The 23,657-nt window shown below is 63.9% G+C and carries 16 protein-coding genes and 1 tRNA gene; 9 read left to right on the forward strand and 8 right to left on the reverse strand.

Annotation, left to right across the window (positions count from 1 at the left end):
- Nucleotides 1–5: 5 nt before the first annotated feature.
- Nucleotides 6–1,571, reverse strand: a complete 1,566-nt coding sequence (locus tag M0D43_RS03735; RefSeq protein WP_252163601.1) for a POT-type proton-dependent oligopeptide transporter — start codon at nucleotides 1,569–1,571, stop codon at nucleotides 6–8.
- Nucleotides 1,572–1,922: 351 nt separating this feature from the next.
- Here M0D43_RS03735 and M0D43_RS03740 point away from each other — a divergent pair, with 351 nt between their 5' ends.
- The 4 genes from M0D43_RS03740 to M0D43_RS03755 all read left to right on the forward strand — a co-directional run bounded on the left by M0D43_RS03740 (nucleotide 1,923) and on the right by M0D43_RS03755 (nucleotide 7,537).
- Nucleotides 1,923–3,692: a M14 family metallopeptidase gene (locus M0D43_RS03740; protein WP_252163602.1), complete on the forward strand. Its 1,770-nt coding sequence runs from the start codon at nucleotides 1,923–1,925 to the stop codon at nucleotides 3,690–3,692.
- A 175-nt stretch (nucleotides 3,693–3,867) separates the two neighbouring features.
- On the forward strand, nucleotides 3,868–6,057 hold the full coding sequence (locus tag M0D43_RS03745) for a beta-glucosidase family protein (protein WP_252163603.1): 2,190 nt from the start codon (nucleotides 3,868–3,870) through the stop codon (nucleotides 6,055–6,057).
- Between the two features lie 140 nt (nucleotides 6,058–6,197).
- Nucleotides 6,198–6,284 (forward strand) — tRNA-Leu (locus tag M0D43_RS03750).
- A gap of 356 nt (nucleotides 6,285–6,640) precedes the next feature.
- Nucleotides 6,641–7,537: a DUF2884 family protein gene (locus M0D43_RS03755; RefSeq protein ID WP_252163604.1), complete on the forward strand. Its 897-nt coding sequence runs from the start codon at nucleotides 6,641–6,643 to the stop codon at nucleotides 7,535–7,537.
- A gap of 35 nt (nucleotides 7,538–7,572) precedes the next feature.
- Here the strand turns inward: M0D43_RS03755 and M0D43_RS03760 are convergent, their stop codons facing one another.
- From M0D43_RS03760 to M0D43_RS03780, 5 genes are read right to left on the reverse strand one after another with little or no spacing between them, the layout of a single operon-like run.
- The gene (locus M0D43_RS03760) at nucleotides 7,573–9,120 is read right to left on the reverse strand and encodes a serine hydrolase domain-containing protein (RefSeq protein WP_313905047.1); all 1,548 of its coding nucleotides are present in this window, start codon (nucleotides 9,118–9,120) and stop codon (nucleotides 7,573–7,575) included.
- 50 nt (nucleotides 9,121–9,170) lie between these two features.
- On the reverse strand, nucleotides 9,171–10,751 hold the full coding sequence (locus M0D43_RS03765; RefSeq protein ID WP_252163606.1) for a DHA2 family efflux MFS transporter permease subunit: 1,581 nt from the start codon (nucleotides 10,749–10,751) through the stop codon (nucleotides 9,171–9,173).
- Nucleotides 10,752–10,757: 6 nt separating this feature from the next.
- Nucleotides 10,758–11,951 carry an HlyD family secretion protein gene (locus M0D43_RS03770; protein WP_252163607.1) on the reverse strand — a complete coding sequence of 398 codons (1,194 nt, stop codon included), beginning with the start codon at nucleotides 11,949–11,951 and terminating at the stop codon, nucleotides 10,758–10,760.
- Nucleotides 11,952–11,961: 10 nt separating this feature from the next.
- Nucleotides 11,962–13,479, reverse strand: a complete 1,518-nt coding sequence (locus M0D43_RS03775) for an AdeC/AdeK/OprM family multidrug efflux complex outer membrane factor (protein WP_286365591.1) — start codon at nucleotides 13,477–13,479, stop codon at nucleotides 11,962–11,964.
- On the reverse strand, nucleotides 13,476–13,916 hold the full coding sequence (locus tag M0D43_RS03780; RefSeq protein WP_252163608.1) for a MarR family winged helix-turn-helix transcriptional regulator: 441 nt from the start codon (nucleotides 13,914–13,916) through the stop codon (nucleotides 13,476–13,478). The genes M0D43_RS03775 and M0D43_RS03780 overlap by 4 nt, the downstream gene beginning before the upstream one ends.
- 122 nt (nucleotides 13,917–14,038) lie before the next feature.
- Here M0D43_RS03780 and M0D43_RS03785 point away from each other — a divergent pair, with 122 nt between their 5' ends.
- The 3 genes from M0D43_RS03785 (at nucleotide 14,039) to M0D43_RS03795 (ending at nucleotide 18,214) form a co-directional block, all read left to right on the forward strand.
- Complete coding sequence (locus tag M0D43_RS03785; RefSeq protein WP_252163609.1) at nucleotides 14,039–14,890, forward strand: AraC family transcriptional regulator; 852 nt, start codon at nucleotides 14,039–14,041, stop codon at nucleotides 14,888–14,890.
- A gap of 60 nt (nucleotides 14,891–14,950) precedes the next feature.
- On the forward strand, nucleotides 14,951–17,194 hold the full coding sequence (parC, locus tag M0D43_RS03790) for a DNA topoisomerase IV subunit A (protein ID WP_252163610.1): 2,244 nt from the start codon (nucleotides 14,951–14,953) through the stop codon (nucleotides 17,192–17,194).
- A gap of 363 nt (nucleotides 17,195–17,557) precedes the next feature.
- The gene (locus M0D43_RS03795; protein WP_252163611.1) at nucleotides 17,558–18,214 is read left to right on the forward strand and encodes a thiopurine S-methyltransferase; all 657 of its coding nucleotides are present in this window, start codon (nucleotides 17,558–17,560) and stop codon (nucleotides 18,212–18,214) included.
- Between the two features lie 262 nt (nucleotides 18,215–18,476).
- Here M0D43_RS03795 and bfr read toward each other — a convergent pair whose 3' ends face one another.
- Nucleotides 18,477–18,962, reverse strand: coding sequence for a bacterioferritin (bfr, locus tag M0D43_RS03800; RefSeq protein ID WP_011408338.1), 486 nt, complete (start codon nucleotides 18,960–18,962; stop codon nucleotides 18,477–18,479).
- Between the two features lie 146 nt (nucleotides 18,963–19,108).
- Here bfr and M0D43_RS03805 point away from each other — a divergent pair, with 146 nt between their 5' ends.
- Nucleotides 19,109–21,526, forward strand: coding sequence for a penicillin acylase family protein (locus M0D43_RS03805; RefSeq protein WP_252163612.1), 2,418 nt, complete (start codon nucleotides 19,109–19,111; stop codon nucleotides 21,524–21,526).
- Between the two features lie 274 nt (nucleotides 21,527–21,800).
- Here M0D43_RS03805 and M0D43_RS03810 read toward each other — a convergent pair whose 3' ends face one another.
- Nucleotides 21,801–22,463, reverse strand: coding sequence for a TetR/AcrR family transcriptional regulator (locus M0D43_RS03810; RefSeq protein ID WP_252163613.1), 663 nt, complete (start codon nucleotides 22,461–22,463; stop codon nucleotides 21,801–21,803).
- A 125-nt stretch (nucleotides 22,464–22,588) separates the two neighbouring features.
- On the opposite strand from M0D43_RS03810, the gene M0D43_RS03815 reads away from it, so the two are divergent.
- Nucleotides 22,589–23,374 (forward strand): SDR family NAD(P)-dependent oxidoreductase, encoded by a 786-nt coding sequence (locus tag M0D43_RS03815; protein ID WP_252163614.1) that lies wholly within the window; start codon nucleotides 22,589–22,591, stop codon nucleotides 23,372–23,374.
- Nucleotides 23,375–23,657: the final 283 nt, after the last annotated feature.

The following is a 23,657-nucleotide window of genomic DNA, read 5'->3' on the forward strand; positions in this document are numbered from 1 at the left end:
AGACCTCAGGCAGTACGGTAATTGTCGACCATGCGATACCGGCGTGCGTACAGGCCGAAGGCCAGAGCCGCCAGGAATGCAAACGCCGCGAAGAAGAACATCAAAAATGCCGCTTCGCTAAGCCCAGTATCGGCGATATGCGCGGTCACCGTCGCGTGGCGCACTGCCACGTTCGACAGCAGCACCCACAGATTGCCCACGGTGGTGGTGAGATACCAGAAACTCATCACCACGCCCTTCATCGACGGCGGCGCCTGGCTGTAGGCGAACTCGATGCCGGTGGCCGACACCAGCACCTCACCGAAGGTCAGCAGCGCATAGGGCAGGATCTGCCAGGCGATGTGCATCGGCTCGCCACCGTCCATCACCATCTGGATCGCGCCCACCGCAATCCAGGCCACGCCACTGAAGGCGATACCGCTGGTCATGCGGCGCAACGGGGTCGGCTCCCAGCCGCCACGGCGTAGCAGCGGATACAGCACCAGGTTGTTGAAGGGAATCAGCAGCATCACCAACAGCGGATTGAGCGCCTGCATCTGCGAGGCGGTGAACCAGGCCGGCATGGTCATCTCGCGCCCCTGCAGTACCCAGGTCGACGCCTTCTGGTCGAATAACGAAAAGAACGGCGTCACCAGCGCAAAGATCACCAGCACCCGCAACAATGCGCGCACGCCTTCGACCGCTGCATCCGGATGCGTACCGCGCGCGCGTTCCAGCTGCCACCAAGTGCCGCCACCGATGCCGGCCAGCAACAGCACCAGTGCAATGCACAGGCACACCACGATGCCCAACTGTTCGATAAGCGCGAAACCGGCCAGCGCCAGCAACACCGACACAACCGCCAGCATCAACCCGGGGCGACCCCGCCCCGGCGCATGCGCCAGTAATGCAGTGCGCACCACCGCAGCGAAACCATGCGGGTCCTTCGGCCGCAGCGGCACCAGCACGTAGCGCTTGCGCCCGAGCCAGAACACCAGCGTGGCCACGAACATCAAAATGCCGGGAATGCCGAATGCCCAGGCCGGGCCAAGATTCTTCAAGGCCAGCGGAATCAGCAACGAGGCGAACAACGAGCCGAAATTGATGATCCAGTAAAAGGCGTCGAACACCACCTTGGCCAGATGCTTGTTGGACTGGTCGAACTGGTCGCCCATGAACGAGGCCACCAGCGGTTTGATGCCGCCTGCGCCGAGGGCAATCAAGCCCAGGCCCAGGAAGAACCCGTGACGGCTGTCTTCGAACAGCGCAAGACAGGCGTGCCCGGCGCAATAGATCAGGCTGAACCACAGAATGGTGTCGTATTTGCCGAAAAAGCGGTCGGCCAGCCAGCCGCCCAGCAGCGGGAAGAAATACACCCCGATCATGAAACTGTGCAGGATGTGCTTGGCTTCGGCCTCGCGGCCCGGCCCGCCAACTTCCTGCAGCAGCAGCGAGGTGATCAGGAACTGCACCAGGATGTTGCGCATGCCGTAGAAGCTGAAACGCTCGCAGGCCTCGTTGCCGATGATGAAAGGAATCTGGCGCGGCAGCCGCGCGCCGGCAGAAGCGCCTGGCGAGATGGAGGTGGTCAAAGGCAGTCCGGTCGTGCTGAAAACAGCCCCTATCGTACCGGCGGGCACCCGCATGCCGCCATTGCGTGGCCCGAGCTGTCACGCGCGGGCGCGGCTGACAGACCGTGTCCCCAGGTGGGCCATGTTGAGCAAGTGTGCGGACAACGGCGCTGGCGCCAACGTTGCGCGGCCTCCGCGTCGTTTTTCGCCCGCCTCGGACGCCGATCACATGGTCGACAGAACCCCATTGCCGCGTTCGGTTACGCTCTCCGCGTTGCATGGATCACGGCGGGACCATGACGCAGTGCAGATTGGCCTCGCACGCTGGCTCGGCTACATTGCAAACGTTTTCCTGGAACACTGGACCGCTGGATGCCCCGCTTCACCCGCCTGGCCCTGAGCCTGTTGCTGCTGACTTCCACTCCTGCCGCCCTGGCTGCCGCGCCGCTGACAACCCAGGCAGAACGCAGCGGTTTCGTGCAGACCGGACACTACGACGAAGTCATTGCGCTATGCGATGCGTTTGCGCAGCGCTACCCACAGGCGGTGCGCTGCATCCAGTTCGGCACCACGCCGGAGGGCCGGCCGATGAAGGCCTTGGTCGCCTCCACCAGTGGCGCACTCGACGCGCAATCGGCCGCGCGGCGCGAACTGCCGGTGGTGCTGATCCAGGGTGGTATCCATGCCGGCGAGATTGATGGCAAGGACGCGGGCTTTTTGGCGCTGCGCGAGTTGCTCGACGGCAAGGCCGGCAAAGGCGTGCTGGACAAGGTTGTGTGGGTGTTTGTGCCGGTGTTCAACGTCGACGGGCATGAGCGCTTCGGCGCCTGGAACCGCCCCAATCAGCGCGGCCCCGAGCAGATGGGCTGGCGCACCACCGCGCAGAACCTCAATCTCAACCGCGATTACGTCAAGGCCGATGCGCCGGAAATGCAGGCCATGCTGCAGCTAGTGCAGCAGTGGGACCCGCTGATGTACGTGGACCTGCACGTTACCGATGGCGCCAAATTCGAGCATGACGTGTCGGTGCAGGTGGAACCCGTGCATGCCGGCGATGCGACCTTGCAGCGCGATGGCACACGCTGGCGCGACGCGGTGCTTGCCGACCTGAAAAAACAGGGCTCGCTGCCGCTGCCGTACTACCCGTCCTTCGTGCACGAAGACGATCCCAGTTCCGGTTTTGCCGACGACGTCTCGCCGCCGCGCTTCTCGCACGGTTATTTCCTGCTACGCAACCGCTTCGGCATGTTGGTGGAAACGCATTCGTGGAAGGATTACCCCACGCGCGTGCGGGTCACCCGCAATGCCATCGTCTCGGTGCTGCAGCAGGCCGCGCGCAATGGCGCGCAGTGGCGTGCCAATGCAGTGGCTGCCGATCAACGCGCCACGCATTTGGCTGGCACGTCCCAGCCGCTGAGTTTCGCTGCCGGCCCGCAGGCGCGCACGGTCGCGTTTCGTGGCTACGCGTATACGCGCACGCCTTCGCCGATTTCCGGCGCGCTGATGACGCACTACGACGAGAGCAAACCGCAAATCTGGCAGGTGCCGCTGCGCGACCAGATCAAGCCCGATGTGGTGGTAGATGCGCCACGCGGCGGCTATCTGGTGCCCGCTGCACAAGCCGCCTTGGTGGGAGAAAAACTGCGCCTGCATGGCATCGCGTTTCAGACCATCGGCAGTGCAGCGGAGCGCCCCGTGCAGACCTTCCGCGCCGATAACGTCAAGTTCGCGGCACGCTCCAACGAAAGCCATCAGACCGTCGAACTCAGCGGGCAATGGCGCGATGAAACCCGCACCGTACCGGCCGGCTCGTTGTTCGTGCCGATCGCGCAACCCAAGGCGCGTTTGGTGATGGCAATACTGGAGCCGCAGGCACCGGATTCGCTGCTGCAGTGGGGCTTTTTCAACACCGCGTTCGAGCGCAAGGAATACATGGAAGCCTACGTCGCCGAAGAGGTGGCGCGCGGCATGCTTGCGCACGATGCCGCATTGAAGGCGCAATTCGAACAGCGCATCGCCAGCGACCCGGACTTTGCCAAAAACCCGCAGGCACGTCTGGAATTCTTCGCCAAGCGCCACGCATCGTGGGATGAGCGCTACCAGCTCTACCCAGTGCTCCGCACCGCGCAGATCGACTTATAACCGCCCCGCCGATTCCGGCACGCGGCCGCGCGGCACCGCCGCGCCGATTCCGGCACTTCGGTGCCCCCTCATTTGTTATGACACAGCACTACAAGGACACCCTGTGCCACAGCTTGATATGAAAACGCTTACAACACCCGTTAATCGCCCTCGCCCCCTTGTATTGGCAGTGGTCATGGGCATGGGCATTGCGCTGGCTGCATCGTTGGCAAGCGCCCAATCGGCACCGGCATCGCAGCCGTGGATGGACACCGCGCTGACCGCGGACCAGCGCGCCGACCGTCTGCTCGCGCAGATGACCGACGACGAAAAATTCCAGATGCTGCGCAGCTACTTCGGCCTGGGCACCGACAAGATTCCCAAGCCTGAAGGTGCGCTCGGTTCGGCCGGCTATGTGCCCGGTATTCCACGCTTGGGCATCCCCGCGCAGCAACTGGCCGATGCCGGCGTGGGCGTGACCAATCCCGGCGGCATCCGCAAGGGCGATTACGCCACCGCGATGCCGTCCGGCCCCTCGACCGCGTCGAGCTGGAATCCGCAACTGGCCTATGCCGGCGGCAAGACCATGGGCCGCGAATCCTGGCAGCAGGGCTTCAACGTGTTGCTCGCCGGCAGCGTCAACCTGCAGCGCGATCCGCGTAACGGGCGCAATTTCGAATACGCGGGTGAAGATCCGTTGCTGGCCGGCACCATGGTCGGCGAATCGATTCGTGGCGTGCAAAGCGAACATGTGCTGTCGACGATGAAGCACTTCGCACTCAACGACATGGAGACACGGCGCAACTTCCATAGCGCGCAGATCGGCGAGCAGGCGATGCACGAATCGGATCTGCTGGCGTTCGAGATCGCACTGAAGATCGGCGACCCGGCCTCGGTGATGTGCTCCTACAACAAGATCAACGGCGTCTACGGCTGCGAGCACGATTACCTGCTCAACCAGGTGCTCAAGCAGGAATGGAAATACCCCGGTTACGTGATGTCCGACTGGGGCGGCGTGCACAGCGGCTCCAAGGCGGCGTTGGCCGGGCTGGATCAACAATCGGCCGGCGAAGTGTTCGATGCGGCGGTGTTCTTCGATGCGCCGTTGCGCATGGCGGTGTCGGCCGGTGTGGTCCCGCGCGCGCGCTTGGATGACATGGTCAAGCGGATCTTGCGCAGCCTGTTCGCGCATGGCGCGTTCGATCATCCGACCCAGCGCCAGCCCATCGATGGCAAGGCCGGTCTGTTGGCTGCGCAGCGCGTGGCCGAAGAAGGCAGCGTGCTGCTGCGCAACGAGCAGGCCACCTTGCCGCTGTCCAGGGACGTGCGCCGCATCGCGGTGATCGGTGGCTACGCCGACAAGGGCGTGATGTCCGGCGGCGGTTCCTCGCGTGTGGACTACACCATCAACGGTGGCAACGCCGTACCCGGCCTCACCCCGACCACCTGGCCCGGCCCGGTGATCGTCCATCCGTCCTCGCCGCTGCAGGCGCTGCGCGCCGCATTGCCGAACGTGCAGATCGATTATGTCGACGGCAAGGACCGCGCTGCCGCGGCACGCGCGGCCCAGGCCGCCGAGGTGGCGATCGTGTTCGCAACGCAATGGGCGGCAGAATCGGTGGACCTGCCGGACATGCGCTTGCCCGACAACCAGGATGCCTTGATCGAGGCGGTGGCCAAGGCCAACCCCAAGACCACCGTGGTGCTGGAAACCAACGGGCCGGTGCGCATGCCGTGGGCCGAGCGCGTGCCGGCGGTGTTGCAGGCGTGGTACCCGGGCATCGGTGGCGGTGAGGCGATTGCCAACCTGCTGACCGGTGCGGTGAATCCCTCCGGCCATCTGCCGGTGACCTGGCCGGTGGACGAATCGCAGCTGCCGCGCCCGTCGATTCCGGGCCTGGGCTTCCAGCCGGCCAAGCCGGGCGAAGACAGCATCGACTACGCCATCGAAGGCGCCAACGTCGGCTACAAATGGTTTGCCGCGCGCAAGCTGACGCCACGCTACCCGTTCGGCCATGGCCTGTCGTACACGCAGTTCCGCATGGGCGGGCTGCGTGTGGAGGCGAACGGCAGCCAGCTCACCGCCAGTTTCGAGGTGGAAAATATCGGTCAGCGCGAAGGGGCCGCCGTGCCGCAACTCTACGTCACCCTGCCCGATGGCCACGCCACCCCGCTGCGACTGATCGGCTGGCAGAAGCTCACGCTCAAGCCGGGCGAACAGCGCAGCGTGCAAGTGATTGCCGAGCCCAAGACCCTGGCAGATTTCGACGCCAAGGCACGTCGCTGGATGATCGCGACGGGCACTTATCGCGTGCAACTGGCGCGCTCGGCGAACGAACCGGTGCAGAGCGCGGAAGTCGCCTTGCAGGCCGCACCGTTGCCGTAAGCGTATTGGGCGCATGCACCGATGCGTACATGCGCCAGCTCGGGCGGGTTGGGTTGCCATGCAGCGCAAGTCGCCACGAAAAAATGTGCCGGATGCGTTGACAGTCTCGCGCGCACCTTGCACAATTCGCCTCCTGAGTCGCCCAGGTGGCGGAATTGGTAGACGCACTAGCTTCAGGTGCTAGCGGGGGCAACTTCGTGGAGGTTCGAGTCCTCTCCTGGGCACCACGACTCACGGTAGATCGTAAAAAACCTCGCTTCGGCGGGGTTTTTTCGTTTGGGCGGTTGCCTGATATATCCCGCTCGCCGTCGCAAGCGCTGTCTGGGGGCACATCCAGCAAGCACGTCAGCCTAGTTTGACGACGACACCCCCAAAGCCGGCGGGCGCCAGGCTGCTCCGCGTCTGAGCACGATGATCCGCAAGCAACGCGCGCGTACAGCAGTGCTGGTTGCGGCTTGCAGATAGCGCGGGACCTCAGCGCGATCCAGCCCCTCCCTACCGTGCGACGCAGTGACTTTCGACACGCGTCACCGGTCGTCACCACAGCTGAGGATGACGCGTCGCCCATCACGGCACTTCGCCCATGCTTCGCCCATTGCAACGTGCCCTGTTGCTGATTGCCGCACTCAGCGCGCAGGCGTCGGCGCAGGATGCCGAAAGCCGCCCATCGCAGACGCATCGCGCGCAGGTGTCTTCGCGGCAATGCGGGCTTGGCACATCCTTCAATGTGCTTGCCGACAGCGGTGGTATCTGGCTGTACCGCGACAACGGCATACCGCGCGAAGTGTTCTTCCACGCAGGCGAACTGAGCATCGATCATCAGGTGCAACCGATCGGTGCTGCAGACCGCGAACGACTACGGAAGATGGAAGAAGAAACCCGCCTGCTGATGCCGCAGGTTTCTGGGTTAGCGCACGAGGTGATCGACCTCAGCTACGACGCGCTGGGCGGTGTGGTCCAGGTATTGACCGGCAGCTGGCTCAACGCCCGCAAGATCGAACGCCTGCGCAGGCGTGCCAGCGATTATGTCGACGGCACGCTGGGCAAAGGGCGCTGGGAGCAACAGGCCTTCGATGGCAACTTCGAGCGTTATGTCGAACAAGAAGCCGACAGCTTCAAGGGCAGTATCGCGCGCCACATGATGTGGCAGATTGCCACTGGCCGCGCGGACGGGATCGATGCCCGTGCGCAAGCGATGGATAGCCAACTGGATGCCAGACTGGACACGCGCGCCAGGACGATTGAAACCAGCGCCGCCGCGCTCTGCGGCCATGTGCAGACGCTGCGCCGCCTGCAGGACGCGCTGGACGTGCGCTACCAGGGACAAGCGCTGCAGTTGCTTGACGTTGACCCTGAAGGCAATCGCGCTAGCAATCTAGCAGCGGCACGCAAACAGAAAACGCTAACCGAACGTGATACTGCAGACGATAACGCTCTTCAGTTATCCCACGCGGCGCAACCGGCAGCCGACAATCGATAACGCGCCGGCAATTCCTGTCACGCATCGCCAGCGCTTCAGTCTAAGTCGTTGGAACTCATCTTGATCGTTTGCCTGATACGCGTAGCGCGCGCAGCGTCTCCCGCTGCGTCATAGGCCTCCGCCAGGCTATCCAATGCATTGCGTGATGCAGGAAACATCTGCGCGTTGAGCATAAACACATCAATCGCTGCGTCGGCGCCCAGGTTGGACAAGATGGTATAGCCGGCCGTATTGATCGCGCGCTCGAGCGCATCCGTGGAGAAGCAGAAATCTGTCCGGAGCGTCTCTGCAAGACTGCCGGGATCTTTCTCGTCGGGCGCACGCAGCGCAAAAGCAATCAACGTTTCAGAGAGCGATTTACTGGGAAACCGCTGCGGCGAAACCCTGGCAAGAACGCTATCCACCAGCACCCTGCTCCACACATTTCGCGCACTGCCATTGGTCAGATAAACGATGCTGTAGCTGTCGCCATCCAACGTCCGATCAAACACGATCCGCACCCTGACCCGCGCACCGCCGTCGTGTCCAACAGACCGGTACGCATCGTCCTGCCCGACCTCCCAGCCGCTGGCGAACCAACCTTGCTGTCCGTTCGCCAACACGCGCGGTTGCCAGAGCCGCTGTAGCGTTGCCTTGCCCACCAATTTTCCGGTGCGCATGGCTTCCAGAAATGTGCTCAGGTCGTCGATGCTTGTGTACAGATCGCCATGACCCAGCGCGTAATCGGGCAATGCCACCTGCGGCTCTTGCTGCAGTTTTCCATCCTTGCCGACATAGGCGGTGGCCACTCCGTGCGCGGGCAGCCTTGAGCGCCCCAGAAATGTGTGCGACAGCTGCAGCGTGTCGATGATTCGCTCTGACGCAACCTGCACGTAGGGCTTGCGGTAATGCGCCTGCAAGAGCTGCGCAAGAACGACGTAGTTGGTGTTGACGTAGCGCGTCTCGCTGCCAGGCACAGAACGCAGAGGTCTGGCAGCCAACACTTCGAACAGCGCTTGCGCAGTCGCTGGCAATGAAGCCTTGGCTTCATCCGTGCCACTCATCTGCGATGGTTCGAAATACTCGGGTAGGCCGGAGGTATGGTTGAGCAGTTGCGCAACGGTGATGCGCGCCCAGGACTGCGGCAACTCGGGCAAATAGCGCCTGGCCGGCTGATCCGGATCGATCTGTCCCGCCTCGATCAGTTGCATGATCAGCGTACTGACGAACAGCTTGCTCACCGAAAACGCCGGGAAGATCTGCTCGGGCGTCACCGCCTGCTTCGTGTCCAGATCGGCAAGCCCATCGACGCCGCGAAACAGCGGCTTGCCGTTGTGCACAACAGACACTGCCTGACCGAGGATGCCGTAGCGCCGACGATTGACCTGCAGTTGCTGGGTCAACGCATCCTCAAGCGACGCAGGCGCGGCGATCGCCGGAAAACAGCACACTTGCGTGACAAGCATCGTCGCAGCCACAAGCCCGCACAGCAGGCGTGCGGACAGCGGCCGCAATCGGCGAGATTGCATGCGATGCAGCGATGGCGACCTGCCATCGAGCAGGTCCCATTGCCTGCGCACCATCCCTGCCGACCACATGACCATCGCCCGCTCCTGCGTTGACGGCGAGAGTCTAGCAGCCTCTCACCAGGGGCTCAGTGCCCCCCGGCCGCCGCTGCGCTGCCGGCACCGGCGCCGAACGGCGGCTTGGCCAGCCACAGGAAGAAGATGATCGCCAGGAAGGTCCAACCAAGCAGATAGAAGATGTCGTTGAAGCCCATCTGCGAGGCCTGATGGTTGATCATGTTATTGAGCGATGCAGCGCCGCGTTGCAGGTCGCCCTGCCCCATCGCAGCCAATTGTTCCTGCATGCCGGGCGTATACACCGAAATGTGCTCGGTGATATGCGCGTGGTGCACCTGGGTGCGATGTGCCCACAGATAGGTGGTTAACGATGCAGCGAAGCTGCCGCCCAATGTGCGCAGGAACGTGGCGAGGCCGGAACCTGCAGCAATTTCGCGCCCGTCCAGATCCGACAGCAGGATCTGCAGCACCGGCATGAAGAACAACGCCACGCCCACGCCCATCACCAGCTGGATGGTCGCCACATGGCTGAAATCCACCTGCAGGTTGAAGTTGGAGCGGAAGAAGCTGGTGAACGACATGAAGATAAAGGCGATGGTGGCCAGCATGCGCAGGTCGAAGCGCAGCGCATATTTGCCCACGAACGGCGTCATCAGTACCGGCAGGACGCCGATCGGTGCGGTGGCCAGGCCGGCCCAGATCGCGGTGTAACCCATGTCACGCTGCAGCCATTGCGGGATCAGCAGGCTCACGCTGAAGAACGCGGCATACGCCACCACCATCGCCAATGTGCCGGCGCGGAAATTGCGATGCCGGAACAGCTTGAGATCGACGATGGGATCCTTGTCGGTCAACTCCCAGATCACGAACACCATCAGCGCCACCGCAGCGATGCAGGCCAACACCACGATCTTGTCGGAAGAGAACCAGTCTTCGTCATTGCCCAGGTCCAACACCAACTGCAGCGCCCCCACGCCGACCACGAGCAGGATCAGGCCGATGTAATCCATACGCGGCTTTTCGAGCTGTTCGGGGCGATGCCGCAACTGCGAACCCACAATGCTGCTGGCGATGATGCCCAGCGGCACGTTGATCAAGAAGATCCATTCCCAACTGTAGTTGTCGGTGATCCAGCCACCCAGAATCGGCCCGGCGATCGGCGCCACCACGGTAATCATCGCCAGCAACGCGAGCGCCTGCCCGCGCTTTTCGCGCGGATAGATCGACACCAGCAGACTCTGGGTGATGGGGTACATCGGCCCGGCAACAAACCCTTGCAGCGCACGCGCCACCACCAGCATGCCCATGCTCTGGGCAAGACCGCAAAGGAGCGAGGCAATGGTGAATGCAAGCGTGGACCACACGAACAATTTGGTTTCGCCGAAGCGCCGACTCAACCAACCGGTCAACGGCAACGCGATCGCGGTGCTGACAGCGAACGAGGTGATCACCCAGGTCGCCTGCTGCGAACTGGCACCGAGATTACCGGCGATAGTGGGCAGCGAGACGTTGGCGATGGTGGTATCCAGCACCTGCATGAACGAGGCCATGGCCAGGCCCACGGTGCACAACGCCACACTGACCGGGCGAAAGCCGGCAGCGGGCGCTGGTGCCGCCGGACCGCCGGGCGCGGTGGGAGCTTGCGAAGACATGGTGGCTTAGCCCGCCTTGCTGGCAGCCTGCGACGGCAGGTTGTCCTGGATGATGCGTTGGATATCGGCGTCAGCGGCCTTGAGCTGCTGCGCATACACGTCGGTGGAGAACACCGCGCCATTGGCCAGTTTGGTCGGCAACACGCTGCCCTGCTGATCGTGCAGATTGACTTCGACCTTCATCGACAAGCCAATCCGCAGCGGATTGCTGGCCAGTTGCTTTGAATCCACAGCGATTCGCACCGGCACACGCTGCACGATCTTGATCCAGTTACCGCTGGCGTTCTGCGCCGGCAACAGCGAAAACGCGCTGCCGGTGCCCAGGCCCAAGCTCTGGATACGGCCGGTGTAGCTCACGCCGCCGCCGTACAAATCAGAATGCAGTTCCACTTCCTGGCCCAGACGCATGTGCTTGAGCTGGGTTTCCTTGAAGTTGGCTTCCACCCACACCTGTTCCAGCGGCACCACCGCCATCAGCACGCTGCCCGGCTGCACACGCTGGCCAACCTGCGCCGAGCGACGTGCGACGTAACCCGACACCGGCGCTACCACGCCGGTGCGCGCATGATTCAAATACGCCTGACGCAGCTGCGCGGCAGCGGTCTGCACGTCCGGCTGATTGGCCACCGCGCTATCGTCCACCAACGCACGATTACGCTCGAAGCTCTCGCGCGAGCCACTCACGGCCGCTTCGGCTGCGGCCAGTTCGTCGCGGGCATGCGCTAGTTCTTCGTTGGAGATCGCGCCGGTGGCAGCCAGATCCTTACGCCGTGCGAAGTCCGAGCGCGCACTGCGCAGCGTGACCTCGCGTGCGGACAATTCAGCCTGTGCGCTCTCCACGCTGCGATACAGACCGCGCACCTGACGCACGGTCTTGGCGAGATTGGCTTCGGCCTGCTGCACCGCGACCTCGGTGTCGGCCGGGTCCAGTTGCACCAGCAACTGGCCGCGCTCCACGCGCATGCCGTCTTCGGCGCCGATGCTCACCACAGTACCGCCCACCATCGGGGTGATCTGCACCTGGTTGCCCTGCACATACGCGTCGTCGGTGTCTTCGTGCCAACGGCCGACCAGGAAGTACCACACCACCAGGCCGATGATCGCCAGGATCACCACAATGGCCACGATGCGCAGCGCAGTACGGCGCTTGCTGGGCGCGGCGGGTGCGGGCTGAGGAGAAGTTGAAGTCGTCTGGCTCATCGTCGATGTCTCAGGAATTCGGTTGTGCGGAAGTGGGCGCGGTGTGTGCGGTATCGCGTGCGGGCTCCGGCGTGAATCCGCCACCCAGCGCACGCTGCAACCTCACCGAGGCCAGAAGTTGTTGCGACTGAAGCCCGGCCATGCGTTGGCGTGCGACAAGCAACTGCTCCTGCACGCTGAGCACTTCCAGATAGCTGCCGATGCCGGCGCGGTAGCGCTGCTGGGCCAGATCGAAGGCAGCCGTTGCGGTCTGCACGGCGTCGTTCTGCGCCTGCGCACGTTGCTCCAGCGAACGCACTGCAGTGACCTGGTCGGCCACCTCGCGCAGCGCAGAGATCACTTTCTGGTTGTAGTCGGCCACGGCCAGGTCGTACTGCGCATCGCTGCCGGCCAGATTGGCGCGCAGCTTGCCGCCGTCGAAGATCGGCAGGCTCAACGCTGGCGCGACCAGACCGAACACCGAGCCGCTTTCCAGCAACTTGCCGAGATCCGGGTTGATCACCCCGCCCAGCGCCGTGAGGTTGAGGCTGGGATAGAAGCGGGTCTTGGCGACTGCGATGTTCTTGTCGGCCGCCTCCACGCGCCAGCGTGCGGCGACCACGTCGGGGCGACGGCCCAGCAGATCCGCCGGCAGCATGCTCGGCAACTGGGTGACCATGCCCGCGCCCACTACCGGGCGGGCGATGTCCAAGCCGCGATCCGGCCCCTGCCCGACCAACGCCGCCAGCGCGGTGCGGGCTTCGTCGATCTGCTGCTGCGCGGACTGCAACTGCTGCTGCGCAGCCGGCACGCGCGCTTGCGTCTGACGCACCTGCAACTCGCTGTCGATGCCGGCGCTGCGGCGTTGCCGGGTCAGCTCCAGCAGCTTCTGCGCACGGCCCAATTCCTCATTGGCCAGGTCGTGCAGACTCCACGCGTAAGCAAGCTGCGCATAGCCTTCGGCAATCGCCGTGGACAGGTTCAATCGCGCCGCTTGCGCATCCACTTCGGCTGCATGCGCCTGATCGACCGCGGCTTCCCACGCACTGCGCTTGCCGCCCCACAGGTCGATGCCATAACGGAAATCCAGCGTCACCTGCGCACTGCTGCCGTACTTGCCACCGAGCTCTTCGCCGGCCATGGATTCGGGCAGCTGCAGTCCGGTGTAGCCACCCGACACCGAGAGGCTCGGGCCGCGCTCAGCCTGCGCACTGCCGATGCGTGCCTGCGCCTGATGCAAGCGCGCATCGGCCGCAGCGAGGCTGGGGCTGTGCTGCAGGCCTTCTGCGATCAGCGCATCCAGTTGCGCATCGCCCAGCGCCCGCCACCAATCGCTGGCTGGCCACGCGGCCGGGCTCAGCATGGTCTGCTGCGCCAGGGTGCGTTCGGCGTGCAGTGTGCTGGGGTCCAGCACGGCGCCTTGCGGAGTCAGACCACGGCTGCTGGCACAGGCGGCCAACGCCAGCGCCAGGGCAGTGATAATGAACGGCCGCGCCAGGCGCATCGAGCGCGGGCGCAGCCTCTGGGTCGGGGAACTAGCAGCGTTCATGAGTTGAGTGCATCGCGGACACGGATAAGAAGTGAGGTAAGAAGTTCGCGCTCGGGCGCAGACAGATCGCGCAGGCCGTGCTCGATGGCGCGTTCACCGCGCAAGCGCAGCCGTTCCCATAACGCCACGCCCTGTTCGGTCATGACGATCTGCAGCGCGCGTCGATCCTGCGCGTGCGGCTCGCGCCGCACTGCGCCCAGCGCTTCAAGCTTGTCGAGCAGGCGGGTCACCGCGCTCGGGGTCTGGTCCAGCGCCAGCGCCAATTCGTTGGCTGTGCACGGCGAGCGCACCGCCAAGACCTTCAGGCCCACGTAGTGGCTGAAGCCGAAATCGGGCAGTTCGCCCTTCATCTCGGCATCGAGTTGGCGCATCAGCGCATCACGCACCTGGCGCAGCAGCAAGCCGAACGACGGCGCGGCGATAGACGAAACATTCATGCCGCACATTTTGTTCCGAAAAATATATTTGTCAACGCAACTATCCCGCCAGGGATTAAACCGCCTGCAAGGATCGCCACCCTACGTGCCGTGCGCACTGGCTCGGTAATACAATTCAGCCAATGAGTATCGAAAACTCGCCAACCCAGGTCGACGCATTGCCACCAGGCGTGCGCGCCAGCTTCGAAAAGGCCGATGGCCCGGTGCTGATCGCGTTCCTGGCAGAGTTGCGCGACGTGTGGGCGCCGGAAACCGCCTGGCACGCGCACGTCCGCGGCCAGCTGATGTATGTGGAACACGGCGTGCTCACCGTGCATACCGAACAAGGCACCTTGTCGCTGCCGCCGGGCTGCGCTGGCTGGTTGCCGCCCGGACGGCAGCACACTGTCGAGCTGGCCGGGCCATTGCGCGGCTGGGGCGTGGTGGTGCGGCCCGATGCCTGCGGCGCCCTGCCTGCGCAAGGCGGGGTGATCCGCCTGACCGGGCTGGCCCGCGAGGCCGTCATGCGGGCCGCACGCTGGCCGCTGGATCAGCCGTTGGATACCGCCCAGCAACGCCTGGCCGCGGTGCTGCTGGACGAGTTGCGGCAGGTGCAGATCGACCACCTGCACCTGCCGATGCCGGCCGACCGCCGGCTATTAAGGATCGCCCGCCAGCTGCTCGACACCCCCGCCGACCCGCGTTCGCTGGAGCAATGGGCCGACTGGGGTGGACTGTCGTCGCGTAGCTTGAGCCGGCATTTCCGCGACGAGACCGGCCTGAGCTTTGCGCAATGGCGACAGCACGCCCGGCTGGCGGAAGGCTTGCGGCGGCTGAGCCAGGGCAGCGCAGTGGCGCAGGTGGCCGACCAGCTGGGCTACAGCAGCCCCAGCGCCTTCGTCAGCGTCTTCCACCGCCATTTCGGCGCCCCGCCCGCCCGTTATTTAGCCAGCCCCCACGCGCGTGGCTTGGCATCCCCCGCCGCATCCGGATAATCGGCGCTCTTCGAGTCCGCGCCCCGGTGCGGACTCCTCTCACGCAGGACCTGGCTTTACATGACCGATCTGACCCGCCCCACCTTCCATGGCTTCGAACAGCTGCCGCTGCGCGAGTACGCCGAACGCGCCTATCTCGACTATTCGATGTACGTGGTGCTCGACCGCGCCCTGCCGTTCCTGGGCGACGGCCTGAAGCCGGTGCAGCGGCGCATCATCTTTGCCATGAGCGAGCTGGGGCTGAATGCCGCCGCCAAGCCGAAGAAATCCGCGCGCACCGTGGGCGATGTGATCGGCAAGTACCATCCGCACGGCGACAGCGCCTGCTATGAGGCCCTGGTGCTGATGGCGCAGCCGTTCTCGTACCGCTACCCGCTGATCGAAGGCCAGGGCAACTTCGGCTCCACCGACGACCCCAAGTCGTTCGCGGCGATGCGCTATACCGAATCCAAGCTGACCCCGATCGCCGAGGTGCTGCTGGGCGAAATCGCTCAGGGCACTACCGACTGGGCGCCCAATTTCGACGGCACCCTGGAAGAGCCCACCTGGCTGCCGGCACGCCTGCCGCACCTGCTGCTCAACGGCACCACCGGCATTGCCGTTGGCATGGCCACCGACGTGCCGCCGCACAACCTCAACGAGATCGTCAGCGCGCTGCTGCGGCTGCTCGACAACCCCGATGCCACGGTCGCGGAATTGTGCGAACACGTGCTGGGCCCGGACTACCCGACCACCGCCGAAATCATCACCCCGGCTGCCGACCTGCGTGCGATCTACGAAACCGGCCACGGCAGCGTGCGCGCCCGCGCCACCTACAAGAAAGAACACGCCAACATCGTCATCGATGCGCTGCCGTATCAGGTGTCGCCGTCCAAGGTGATCGAACAGATCGCCCAGCAGATGCGCGCCAAGAAGCTGCCGTGGCTGGAAGACATCCGCGACGAATCCGACCACACCAGCCCGGTGCGGGTGGTACTGGTGCCGCGCTCCAATCGCGTCGATGCCGAGCAGTTGATGGGGCATCTATTCGTCACCACCGATCTTGAGCGCAGCTACCGCTGCAACCTCAACGTGATCGGCCTGGATGGTCGCCCGCAGGTCAAGAACCTGCGCCAGTTGCTGAGCGAATGGCTGACCTTCCGCAGCGACACCGTTACCCGCCGCCTCAACCATCGCCTGCAGAAGGTCGAGCGTCGCCTGCACCTGTTGGAAGGCTTGTTGATCGCCTTCCTCAACCTGGACGAAGTGATCCGCATTGTCCGCAGCGAGGACGACCCCAAGCCGGTGCTGATCTCGCGCTTTGCGCTGAGCGAAGAACAGGCCGAATACATCCTGGAAACCAAGCTGCGCCAGCTGGCGCGCCTGGAAGAAATGAAGATCCGCGGCGAGCAGGAAGCACTCGCCAAGGAACGCGCGCAGATCATGGCGATCCTGGAAAGCAAGACCAAGCTGAAGAAGCTGATCAAGGACGAGCTGATTGCCGACGCCAAGAAGTTCGGCGATGCGCGCCGTTCGCCGCTGGTGCAACGTGGCGCCGCGCAGGCCATCGACGAAACCGAGATGGTCGCCAGCGAACCGATGACCGTGGTGCTGTCGGAAAAGGGCTGGGTGCGCGCGGCCAAGGGGCACGAGGTCGATCCGGCCGGGATGTCCTACCGCGATGGCGACGGCCTGCTGGCGGCGGTACGCAGCCGCAGCACGCACCAGGTGGCGTTCCTGGATTCGGATGGCCGCGCCTATTCCACCGCCGTGCATACCCTGCCCTCGGCACGCGGCAACGGCGAACCCTTGACCGGCCGTTTCTCGCCGGCGTCGGGCGCGGCGTTCCAGGTCATGGCCAGTGCCGACAACGCCAGCCGCTTCGTGCTGGCGTCATCGCACGGCTACGGCTTTGTCACCCGCTTCGAAAACCTTACTGGCCGCAACAAGGCCGGCAAGGCGATGCTCAATCTCACCGCCGGCTCGCACGTGCTGACGCCGGCGCAGGTAAGCAACCCGCAAACCGATCGCATTGTTGCGGTCACCAGCGCCGGCAATCTGCTGGCGGTGCCGGCCACGGACGTGCCCGAACTGGACAAGGGCAAAGGCAACAAGATCATTGAGATCCCCAAGGCCAAGCTCGGTACCGAACGCGTGGTGGCAGTGGTCGCGGTAGCACCGGGCAACACGCTGCTGGTGCGCAGCGGCGCGCGCACCATGAGCCTGTCGTTCAAGGACCTGGACACGTATGTGGGCGCGCGTGCAAGCCGTGGGTCGTTGTTGCCGCGCGGGTGGCAAAAGGTTGATGGGTTGGAAGTCCAGTAGACGTCAATTCACTCATCCGGCGCGCAGTGGCGCGACTGGACGTGGTGCGCCTCAGGCTACTGAGGCGCGGTCCATTACACGCAGGAGTCTGCACTCGCCGAGGAGCTCGTCCTTCTTCAACGGGGCACGTCTCCCCTGTAGGGCAGTTGAACCTCCACTACTCCTGTGCAATGCGACCAGACATCTGAGCACTTTTGGCATTTCAGGTCACAAACCGGCTGATGCACCGGAATCGCATATTCGCGCTGTCCAGGCGCAACGATGCAGTCGCAAAGTGGCTCACGACACGGCGCACCGCTTCACAACGCGCCATGCTCCACTCTCAAATGACCACAGTGGAGACAGCCACTGACAAGGCGATGCATGGACACGAACTTCTGGTTGGAGCGCTGGCAACTGGGACACACCGGCTTTCATCAGCAAGAGGTGTTGCCGCTACTGCAAAAGCACTGGCCTGCCCTGCACGTGCCGCAAGAGGTCCGTGTTCTGGTTCCCCTGTGCGGGAAGACGCTGGACATGCATTGGCTTGCAGCACGAGGCCATCGCGTGCTCGGCGTGGAGCTGTCGCCGCTGGCAGTAACGCAATTCTTCGATGAGGCAGGACTGCAACCGCAGCGCCACAACAGCGCTGCAGGCGAGCATTTCATCGCCGGCCCGATCGAGATCATCTGCGGCGATGCATTCGCGTTGGATGCCAGCGTGCTGGCCGATTGCACGGGCGTCTACGACCGTGCCGCGCTGGTCGCGCTACCGGCCGAACTGCGCCAGCGTTATCTGCAAACGGTCTACGCGCAGTTGCCAGCGCACTGCCGCGGCCTGCTGATCACCCTGGAATATCCGCAGGCAGAGAAGGCCGGCCCGCCGTTTTCGGTGGACGCAACAGACGTGCATGCACTTTTCGATGCCGCTTGGCAGGTAGACCAGCTGGAAAACCGCGACATCCTCGATCAGGAACCACGCTTCCGCGCTGAAGGTGTCACTGGATTATCGACTGCTGTCTATCGCCTGCAACGCCACTGAGCACCGCTGTCCAAGCGGTACGGCCATCACCTCGGCTGTCGTATGTCGCGCATGCGACCAGTGCCGCCAGCCGTTCAAGACCGCATGGCATTGCGCCAGGTGATGGTTCCGCATCACAGCTCCGTGAAAATGCATCCGGCAACCAGCTGCAAATCGCCGGCAAGTCGCACAGACCATAACCGGAAATGGCAAGGCGCTCGTCCTATGTCGAGCCGATGCCATGCTGCGTCAGTCAGGCCACTGCGCAGCATCGGTTACCGGCTCAACCGGCAGCGTGGCCCTTGTCGATCTTTGAGGTCTGGTACAACTCCAGACCAATACGCTTGATCAGGCCAAGCTGCTGCTCCAACCACCACGCATGGTCTTCTTCGGTGTCCTGCAACTGCTTGAGCAATATGTCGCGGCTGACGTAATCGCCGTGGTCTTCGCATAGCTTCATGCCGGCGGCGAGCGCAGCACGTACTTCGTATTCGACAACAAGGTCGCGCTCAAGCATCTCCACCACGGTCTTGCCCGGCGCAAACTCGGCCGGGCGCATGTCCGGGTCGCCTTCCAGGAACAGGATGCGCCGCAGCAGCGCGTCGGCGTGCTCGGTTTCCTCTTCCATCTCATGATTGATGCGCTCGTACAGCGCCATCAGGCCCTGATCCTCGTAGCGGCGCGAATGCAGGAAATATTGATCGCGCGCCGCCAATTCGCCGCGCAGCAGCTGCTTGAGGTAATCGACGACTTCGGGATGGCCTTTCATGATGTGCTCCAGCAACGCAATGCGTGCATGGTGCCCTAAGCCGGCGGGCAATGATCTAATCGGAATCACTTTCAGTTGCGCTTGCGGCCAGACTCGCTACGGTCATGTCCGCCGGTCACACTTCAACCGGGCTCAAGGAACCGACAATGCGTAAATGGCTGGGCCGGCTGCTGCTGGCAATCGTGCTGCTGGCCCTGATGGCCAGCATGGCGCTCTATGCATTGATGCGCGGCAGCCTGCCGCAGCTGGATGGTGACGGCGCTCTCAGCGGCCTGGCTGCGCCGGTCAGCGTGCAGCGCGATGGGCGCGGCGTGGTCACCATCGATGCGGCGAGCCAGCTCGATGCGATGCGTGCGCTCGGCTACGTGCACGCGCAGGAACGCTATTTCGAAATGGATTTGATGCGCCGCGCGCCGGCCGGCGAGTTGTCCGAGCTGTTCGGCGCCAAGGCCGTGGATCTGGACAAGCGCAACCGCGTGCACCGCCTGCGTGCCCGCGTGCATGCCAGCCTGGACATCGCCGCCGGCAGCCAACGCGCCGCATTGCAGGCGTATACCGACGGCGTCAACGCCGGGCTGGCCGCACTCCGAGTGCGGCCCTGGCCCTACCTGCTGCTGCGCCAAACACCGCGCGCATGGACGCTGGACGACTCCATCCTGACTGGCCTGGCGATGTACGCGGACCTGCAGGACAGCAGCAACCAGACCGAACTGGCTGCCGCGCGCATCCGCGCCGTGGTGCCCCCTGCGCTGGCGGCGTTGCTCGACCACCAGGGTTCCAGCTGGGATGCGCCGTTATTTGGGCCGCCGCAGGGCGACGCCAGTTTGCCGGATGCGGCCACGCTGGACCTGCGACGTCTGCCGCATCCGGCTACCGCACCACACGCGGAAACGCCGACGCCGGGCAGCAATAACTTCGCCGTCGACGGCAGCCTCACCGCCGACGGCCGCGCCATCGTTGCCGACGACATGCACCTTGGCCTGCGCGCGCCCAATATCTGGTTCCGAGCACGCCTGCGCTATGCAGACCGCAACGCGCCAGATGGCAAGGTGGACGTCACCGGATTCACCTTGCCTGGCCTGCCGGCGGTGGTGGTCGGCAGCAACGGGCATGTGGCCTGGGCGTTTACCAATAGCTATATCGATACGGCGGATTTCGCACGCATTCCTGCGCCCACGCCGGGCCATGCGCAAGCGCTGACCACGCATGTGGAAACCATCCACGTGGCCGGTGCAGCGCCGGTGCGTTTCGAGGTGCGCGAAGCGGCGTGGGGGCCGGTGCTGCACACCAACGCTGACGGCAGCATGCTGGCGTTGCGCTGGGCCGCGCAGCTGCCGGGAGCGATTCGGTTGGACTTCGCACAGATGAGCACAGCGGGCGATCTGCAGGCGGCGTTTGCGGTGGCCGACCGCTCCGGCATTCCGGCCCAGAACCTGCTGTTGGCCGATCGCAGCGGGCGTATTGCCTGGCGTCTGATCGGCGCGCGCCCGGAACGCAATGCAGGATGCAGCCCAAGCGGGATTGCCGAACTTGCGACCTCTGGACCTACGTCGAACGCAGCATCAAGCGCACCTGCAGATGCGGCTGCAACACCGTCGATGTCCGGCACTTGCCTGCCGTGGTCGCTGCGCAGCGATGCGGCGCCTGCGCTGATCGACCCGGCGTCGCACCGGCTCTGGACCGCCAACAGCCGCATCGTCGATGCGCAGCAACTGGCCACGCTTGGCAATGCCGGTTACGACCTTGGCGCGCGTGCGCAGCAGATTCGCGACGCGCTCTTCGCAAAGCAGCGCTTCAACGAGCGCGATCTGCTCGCCATCCAGCTTGACGACCGCGCCGTGCTGCTCACGCGTTGGTGGCAGTTGCTGCGCGGCGTGGTCGACCACAGCAAGGACCCGGCGCTGCAACAGATCGCACTTGCCACGCGCGATTGGGATGGACATGCCTCCACCACGTCGACCAGCTACCGCATCGTGCGCGAATTCCGTAGCAAGACCATTGATGCCGTGGAAGCCGGCCTGCTGGCACCCGCCAACGCCGCGCTTGGCGAGGATTTCTTGCAGCCACGTCGCGCGCAGTTGGAAGGCATCGTCTGGCCGTTGCTGCAACAGCGCCCGGCCAACTTGTTACCGCCAGCGTTTGCAAGTTGGGACCAATTGCTCAGCGATGCGGCGCGCAACGCGCAATCAGACGTGATCGCAGAAGATGCGCAGAGCGACGCGCGCGGCCCTCACACCTGGGGCCAGCGCAATACCGCCGCCATCTGCCATCCCATCGCACGTGCACTACCCGCCCTTGCCAAGCGTTGGCTGTGCATGCCGGCCGACCAACTGCCGGGCGACCGCGATATGCCGCGCGTACAAGGCGCGGCCTTTGGCGCCTCCGAACGCATGGTGGTCTCGCCCGGCCACGAGCAGGACGGCATTGTGCACATGCCTGGCGGCCAGAGCGGACACCCGCTATCGCCGTTCTGGGGCGCAGGACACGACGATTGGGTGCATGGACGACCAACACCGTTTCTGCCCACTGCCACGCGCTACACGCTGCAGTTGCATCCACAGTAAAAAAGGGCGGCAACCCTGCTGCGCAGCGGCCAGGGAAGAAGGACTAGGACGTTCAAGCATCGCCGCTCCAAAAGCCCCTCCGCCCTCTGGACAGGGGTTGGGGTGAGGGTACGGCCAACGCGCAGTATTGGATTGGTGCGCAGTGTCGCCGTGCACATCGGCATTCGACAATGCTTGGGCACACAAGCACACGAGGCGTCGGAAGCCGCCTTAAGTCTTCAGATCAGGCGCTTATGGCTATTATTTTTCCCGGCGCTTTGGCCTCCCACCGGGATCAATCGCGGGCACCACGCATCAAGGTCAGCACGGCGCGCTCGACGTCATGCTGGAAGTCGTAGCGCAGCCTTTCCAGCTCCGGAAGCGCGATCACCCGTGCCGCGACATCGACCGGATTACTGAGCGGCCACAGCCCGATGATCAGCGGCAGCGCGTATTTGATCACCTGCTCGAATGCATCCACCGACATCTCTGGCAAGCGCGCGTGGAACGCCTGCGCAGCCTGATGGCGCAACCCCAACAAGTTGAGCTTGAATTCGACCATCCGCTCGAACGACAACTTGCGCTCCAAAATCGACGGCATGATGCTTGTGAGTCGGCACAGCAGAGGACGCGCGCACAACGTCTGCGCAAAGACCGCTGCAATGGATTCGACCGTCGCCGCAGCCTTGTCGCCCTCTGCAAGCGCTATTCCAAGCTCGTCTTGCCAGGCGACATATTCCTCCACGAGCACGTCGATCAGGACAGCTTCGCTGCTTTCGAAGTAGCGATAGACGTTGGATTTTGTCATCTGCGCCTGGCGCGCTAACTCATTGATGCCCAGATCCAGCGCGCCCGGGCTGTCACCAAGCATTGCGCGGGCAGTGGCTAGAAGGTGACGGCGGCGCTCTTGCTTTTGCTCGACCGAGCGCGCGCGGACATACGGCGTGAACGAATTCATACGGAGCACCTGCATTTCACTTGATAAAAGACCGTTGGTCTTCTAAATTAAAGACCAACGGTCTCCTATATTGCCTGAAAGCCAGGATGCCGGCCACTTCGTCCACCACGCACAGAGCGACCACCATGCAGAGCAACAACGCAGACTGGGTTCTTATCACTGGCGCATCCAGCGGTTTCGGCGAGGAATTTGCCAGGCAATATGCAGCGAAGGGCCACCCATTGATTCTCGTTGCGCGCCGGCTGGACCGGCTGCAGGCGCTGGCAGCGACGCTGCGCCGCGCGCACCGTGTGGAAATCATCGCCGAACAAGTTGACCTGTCAGACGTGGCCGCCATCACGGCCTTGCATTCGAGCCTGCGCGAGCGGGGCATCGCCGTCGAAATCCTCATCAACAACGCCGGCCACGGGCTGCAAGGCACCTTCCTGGACACTTCAGTGCAGAGCACCCTGGATATGGTGCAACTGGATATCACCAGCCTCACGGTCATGACCCGGCTGTTCGGCGCCGACATGCGCCAGCGCGGTCACGGCAGGATCCTGCTGGTTGCCAGCCTGCTGGCGCTATGGGGTGTGGTGGATATGGCCGTTTATGGTGCATCCAAGGCGTACGTACTGCGCTTGGGGTACGCGCTGCACCGTGAATTCAAGCACGACGGCGTTACTGTCACCTCGCTGTGTCCGGGCATGTCCAACACCGGATTCGCTCAGGCGGCGCAGCAGAAGATCACCCTCGGATTGAAGCTAGCCATGATGCAGCCGGCTCCAGTCGTCCGTGCGGGCATCCGCACACTCCATAGAGGTCGCATCAGTGTTGTTCCCGGTCTGGGCAACAAGATCAGCGCGGCCATGGTCTGGGCTACCCCTCGCTGGCTGCATCAACCGTTGTTTGCGCGCTTCATGAATGGCTGAAGGGCGTTTGCTCACTGACGGTGCGAGTTCGAAACTCAACCAGAAATGCAGCCCTCCGTCATTTGGTAGGCCACCGGGATTAGAACCTGGAACCAAAGGATTAAAAGCACATACCCTCATCCGCCCTCCGGGCACCTTCTCCCCATGAAGGGGACAATGTCCCGGCGGGAGAAGGAAAGCGATGCATTCTGCATTCCTGGCATCTGCGCCGTCGCGTCTGGCGTGTGTACCTGCGCGCGTGTACCTGCAGATGCACACAAGCAACTCGCACCTGCGTTACCAA

Source organism: Xanthomonas prunicola (assembly GCF_025266575.1).
Classification (GTDB): Bacteria; Pseudomonadota; Gammaproteobacteria; order Xanthomonadales; family Xanthomonadaceae; genus Xanthomonas; species Xanthomonas prunicola.

Excerpts from the sequence above, each read along its gene's own strand:
- M0D43_RS03740 (WP_252163602.1), top strand. The coding sequence starts at position 1,923 with ATGCCCCGCTTCACCCGCCTGGCCCTGAGCCTGTTGCTGCTGACTTCC.
- M0D43_RS03745 (WP_252163603.1), top strand. The coding sequence starts at position 3,868 with ATGGGCATGGGCATTGCGCTGGCTGCATCGTTGGCAAGCGCCCAATCG.
- M0D43_RS03755 (WP_252163604.1), top strand. The coding sequence starts at position 6,641 with ATGCTTCGCCCATTGCAACGTGCCCTGTTGCTGATTGCCGCACTCAGC.
- M0D43_RS03760 (WP_313905047.1), bottom strand. The coding sequence starts at position 9,120 with ATGGTCATGTGGTCGGCAGGGATGGTGCGCAGGCAATGGGACCTGCTC.
- M0D43_RS03765 (WP_252163606.1), bottom strand. The coding sequence starts at position 10,751 with ATGTCTTCGCAAGCTCCCACCGCGCCCGGCGGTCCGGCGGCACCAGCG.
- M0D43_RS03770 (WP_252163607.1), bottom strand. The coding sequence starts at position 11,951 with ATGAGCCAGACGACTTCAACTTCTCCTCAGCCCGCACCCGCCGCGCCC.
- M0D43_RS03775 (WP_286365591.1), bottom strand. The coding sequence starts at position 13,479 with ATGAACGCTGCTAGTTCCCCGACCCAGAGGCTGCGCCCGCGCTCGATG.
- M0D43_RS03780 (WP_252163608.1), bottom strand. The coding sequence starts at position 13,916 with ATGAATGTTTCGTCTATCGCCGCGCCGTCGTTCGGCTTGCTGCTGCGC.
- M0D43_RS03785 (WP_252163609.1), top strand. The coding sequence starts at position 14,039 with ATGAGTATCGAAAACTCGCCAACCCAGGTCGACGCATTGCCACCAGGC.
- parC (WP_252163610.1), top strand. The coding sequence starts at position 14,951 with ATGACCGATCTGACCCGCCCCACCTTCCATGGCTTCGAACAGCTGCCG.
- M0D43_RS03795 (WP_252163611.1), top strand. The coding sequence starts at position 17,558 with ATGGACACGAACTTCTGGTTGGAGCGCTGGCAACTGGGACACACCGGC.
- bfr (WP_011408338.1), bottom strand. The coding sequence starts at position 18,962 with ATGAAAGGCCATCCCGAAGTCGTCGATTACCTCAAGCAGCTGCTGCGC.
- M0D43_RS03805 (WP_252163612.1), top strand. The coding sequence starts at position 19,109 with ATGCGTAAATGGCTGGGCCGGCTGCTGCTGGCAATCGTGCTGCTGGCC.
- M0D43_RS03810 (WP_252163613.1), bottom strand. The coding sequence starts at position 22,463 with ATGAATTCGTTCACGCCGTATGTCCGCGCGCGCTCGGTCGAGCAAAAG.
- M0D43_RS03815 (WP_252163614.1), top strand. The coding sequence starts at position 22,589 with ATGCAGAGCAACAACGCAGACTGGGTTCTTATCACTGGCGCATCCAGC.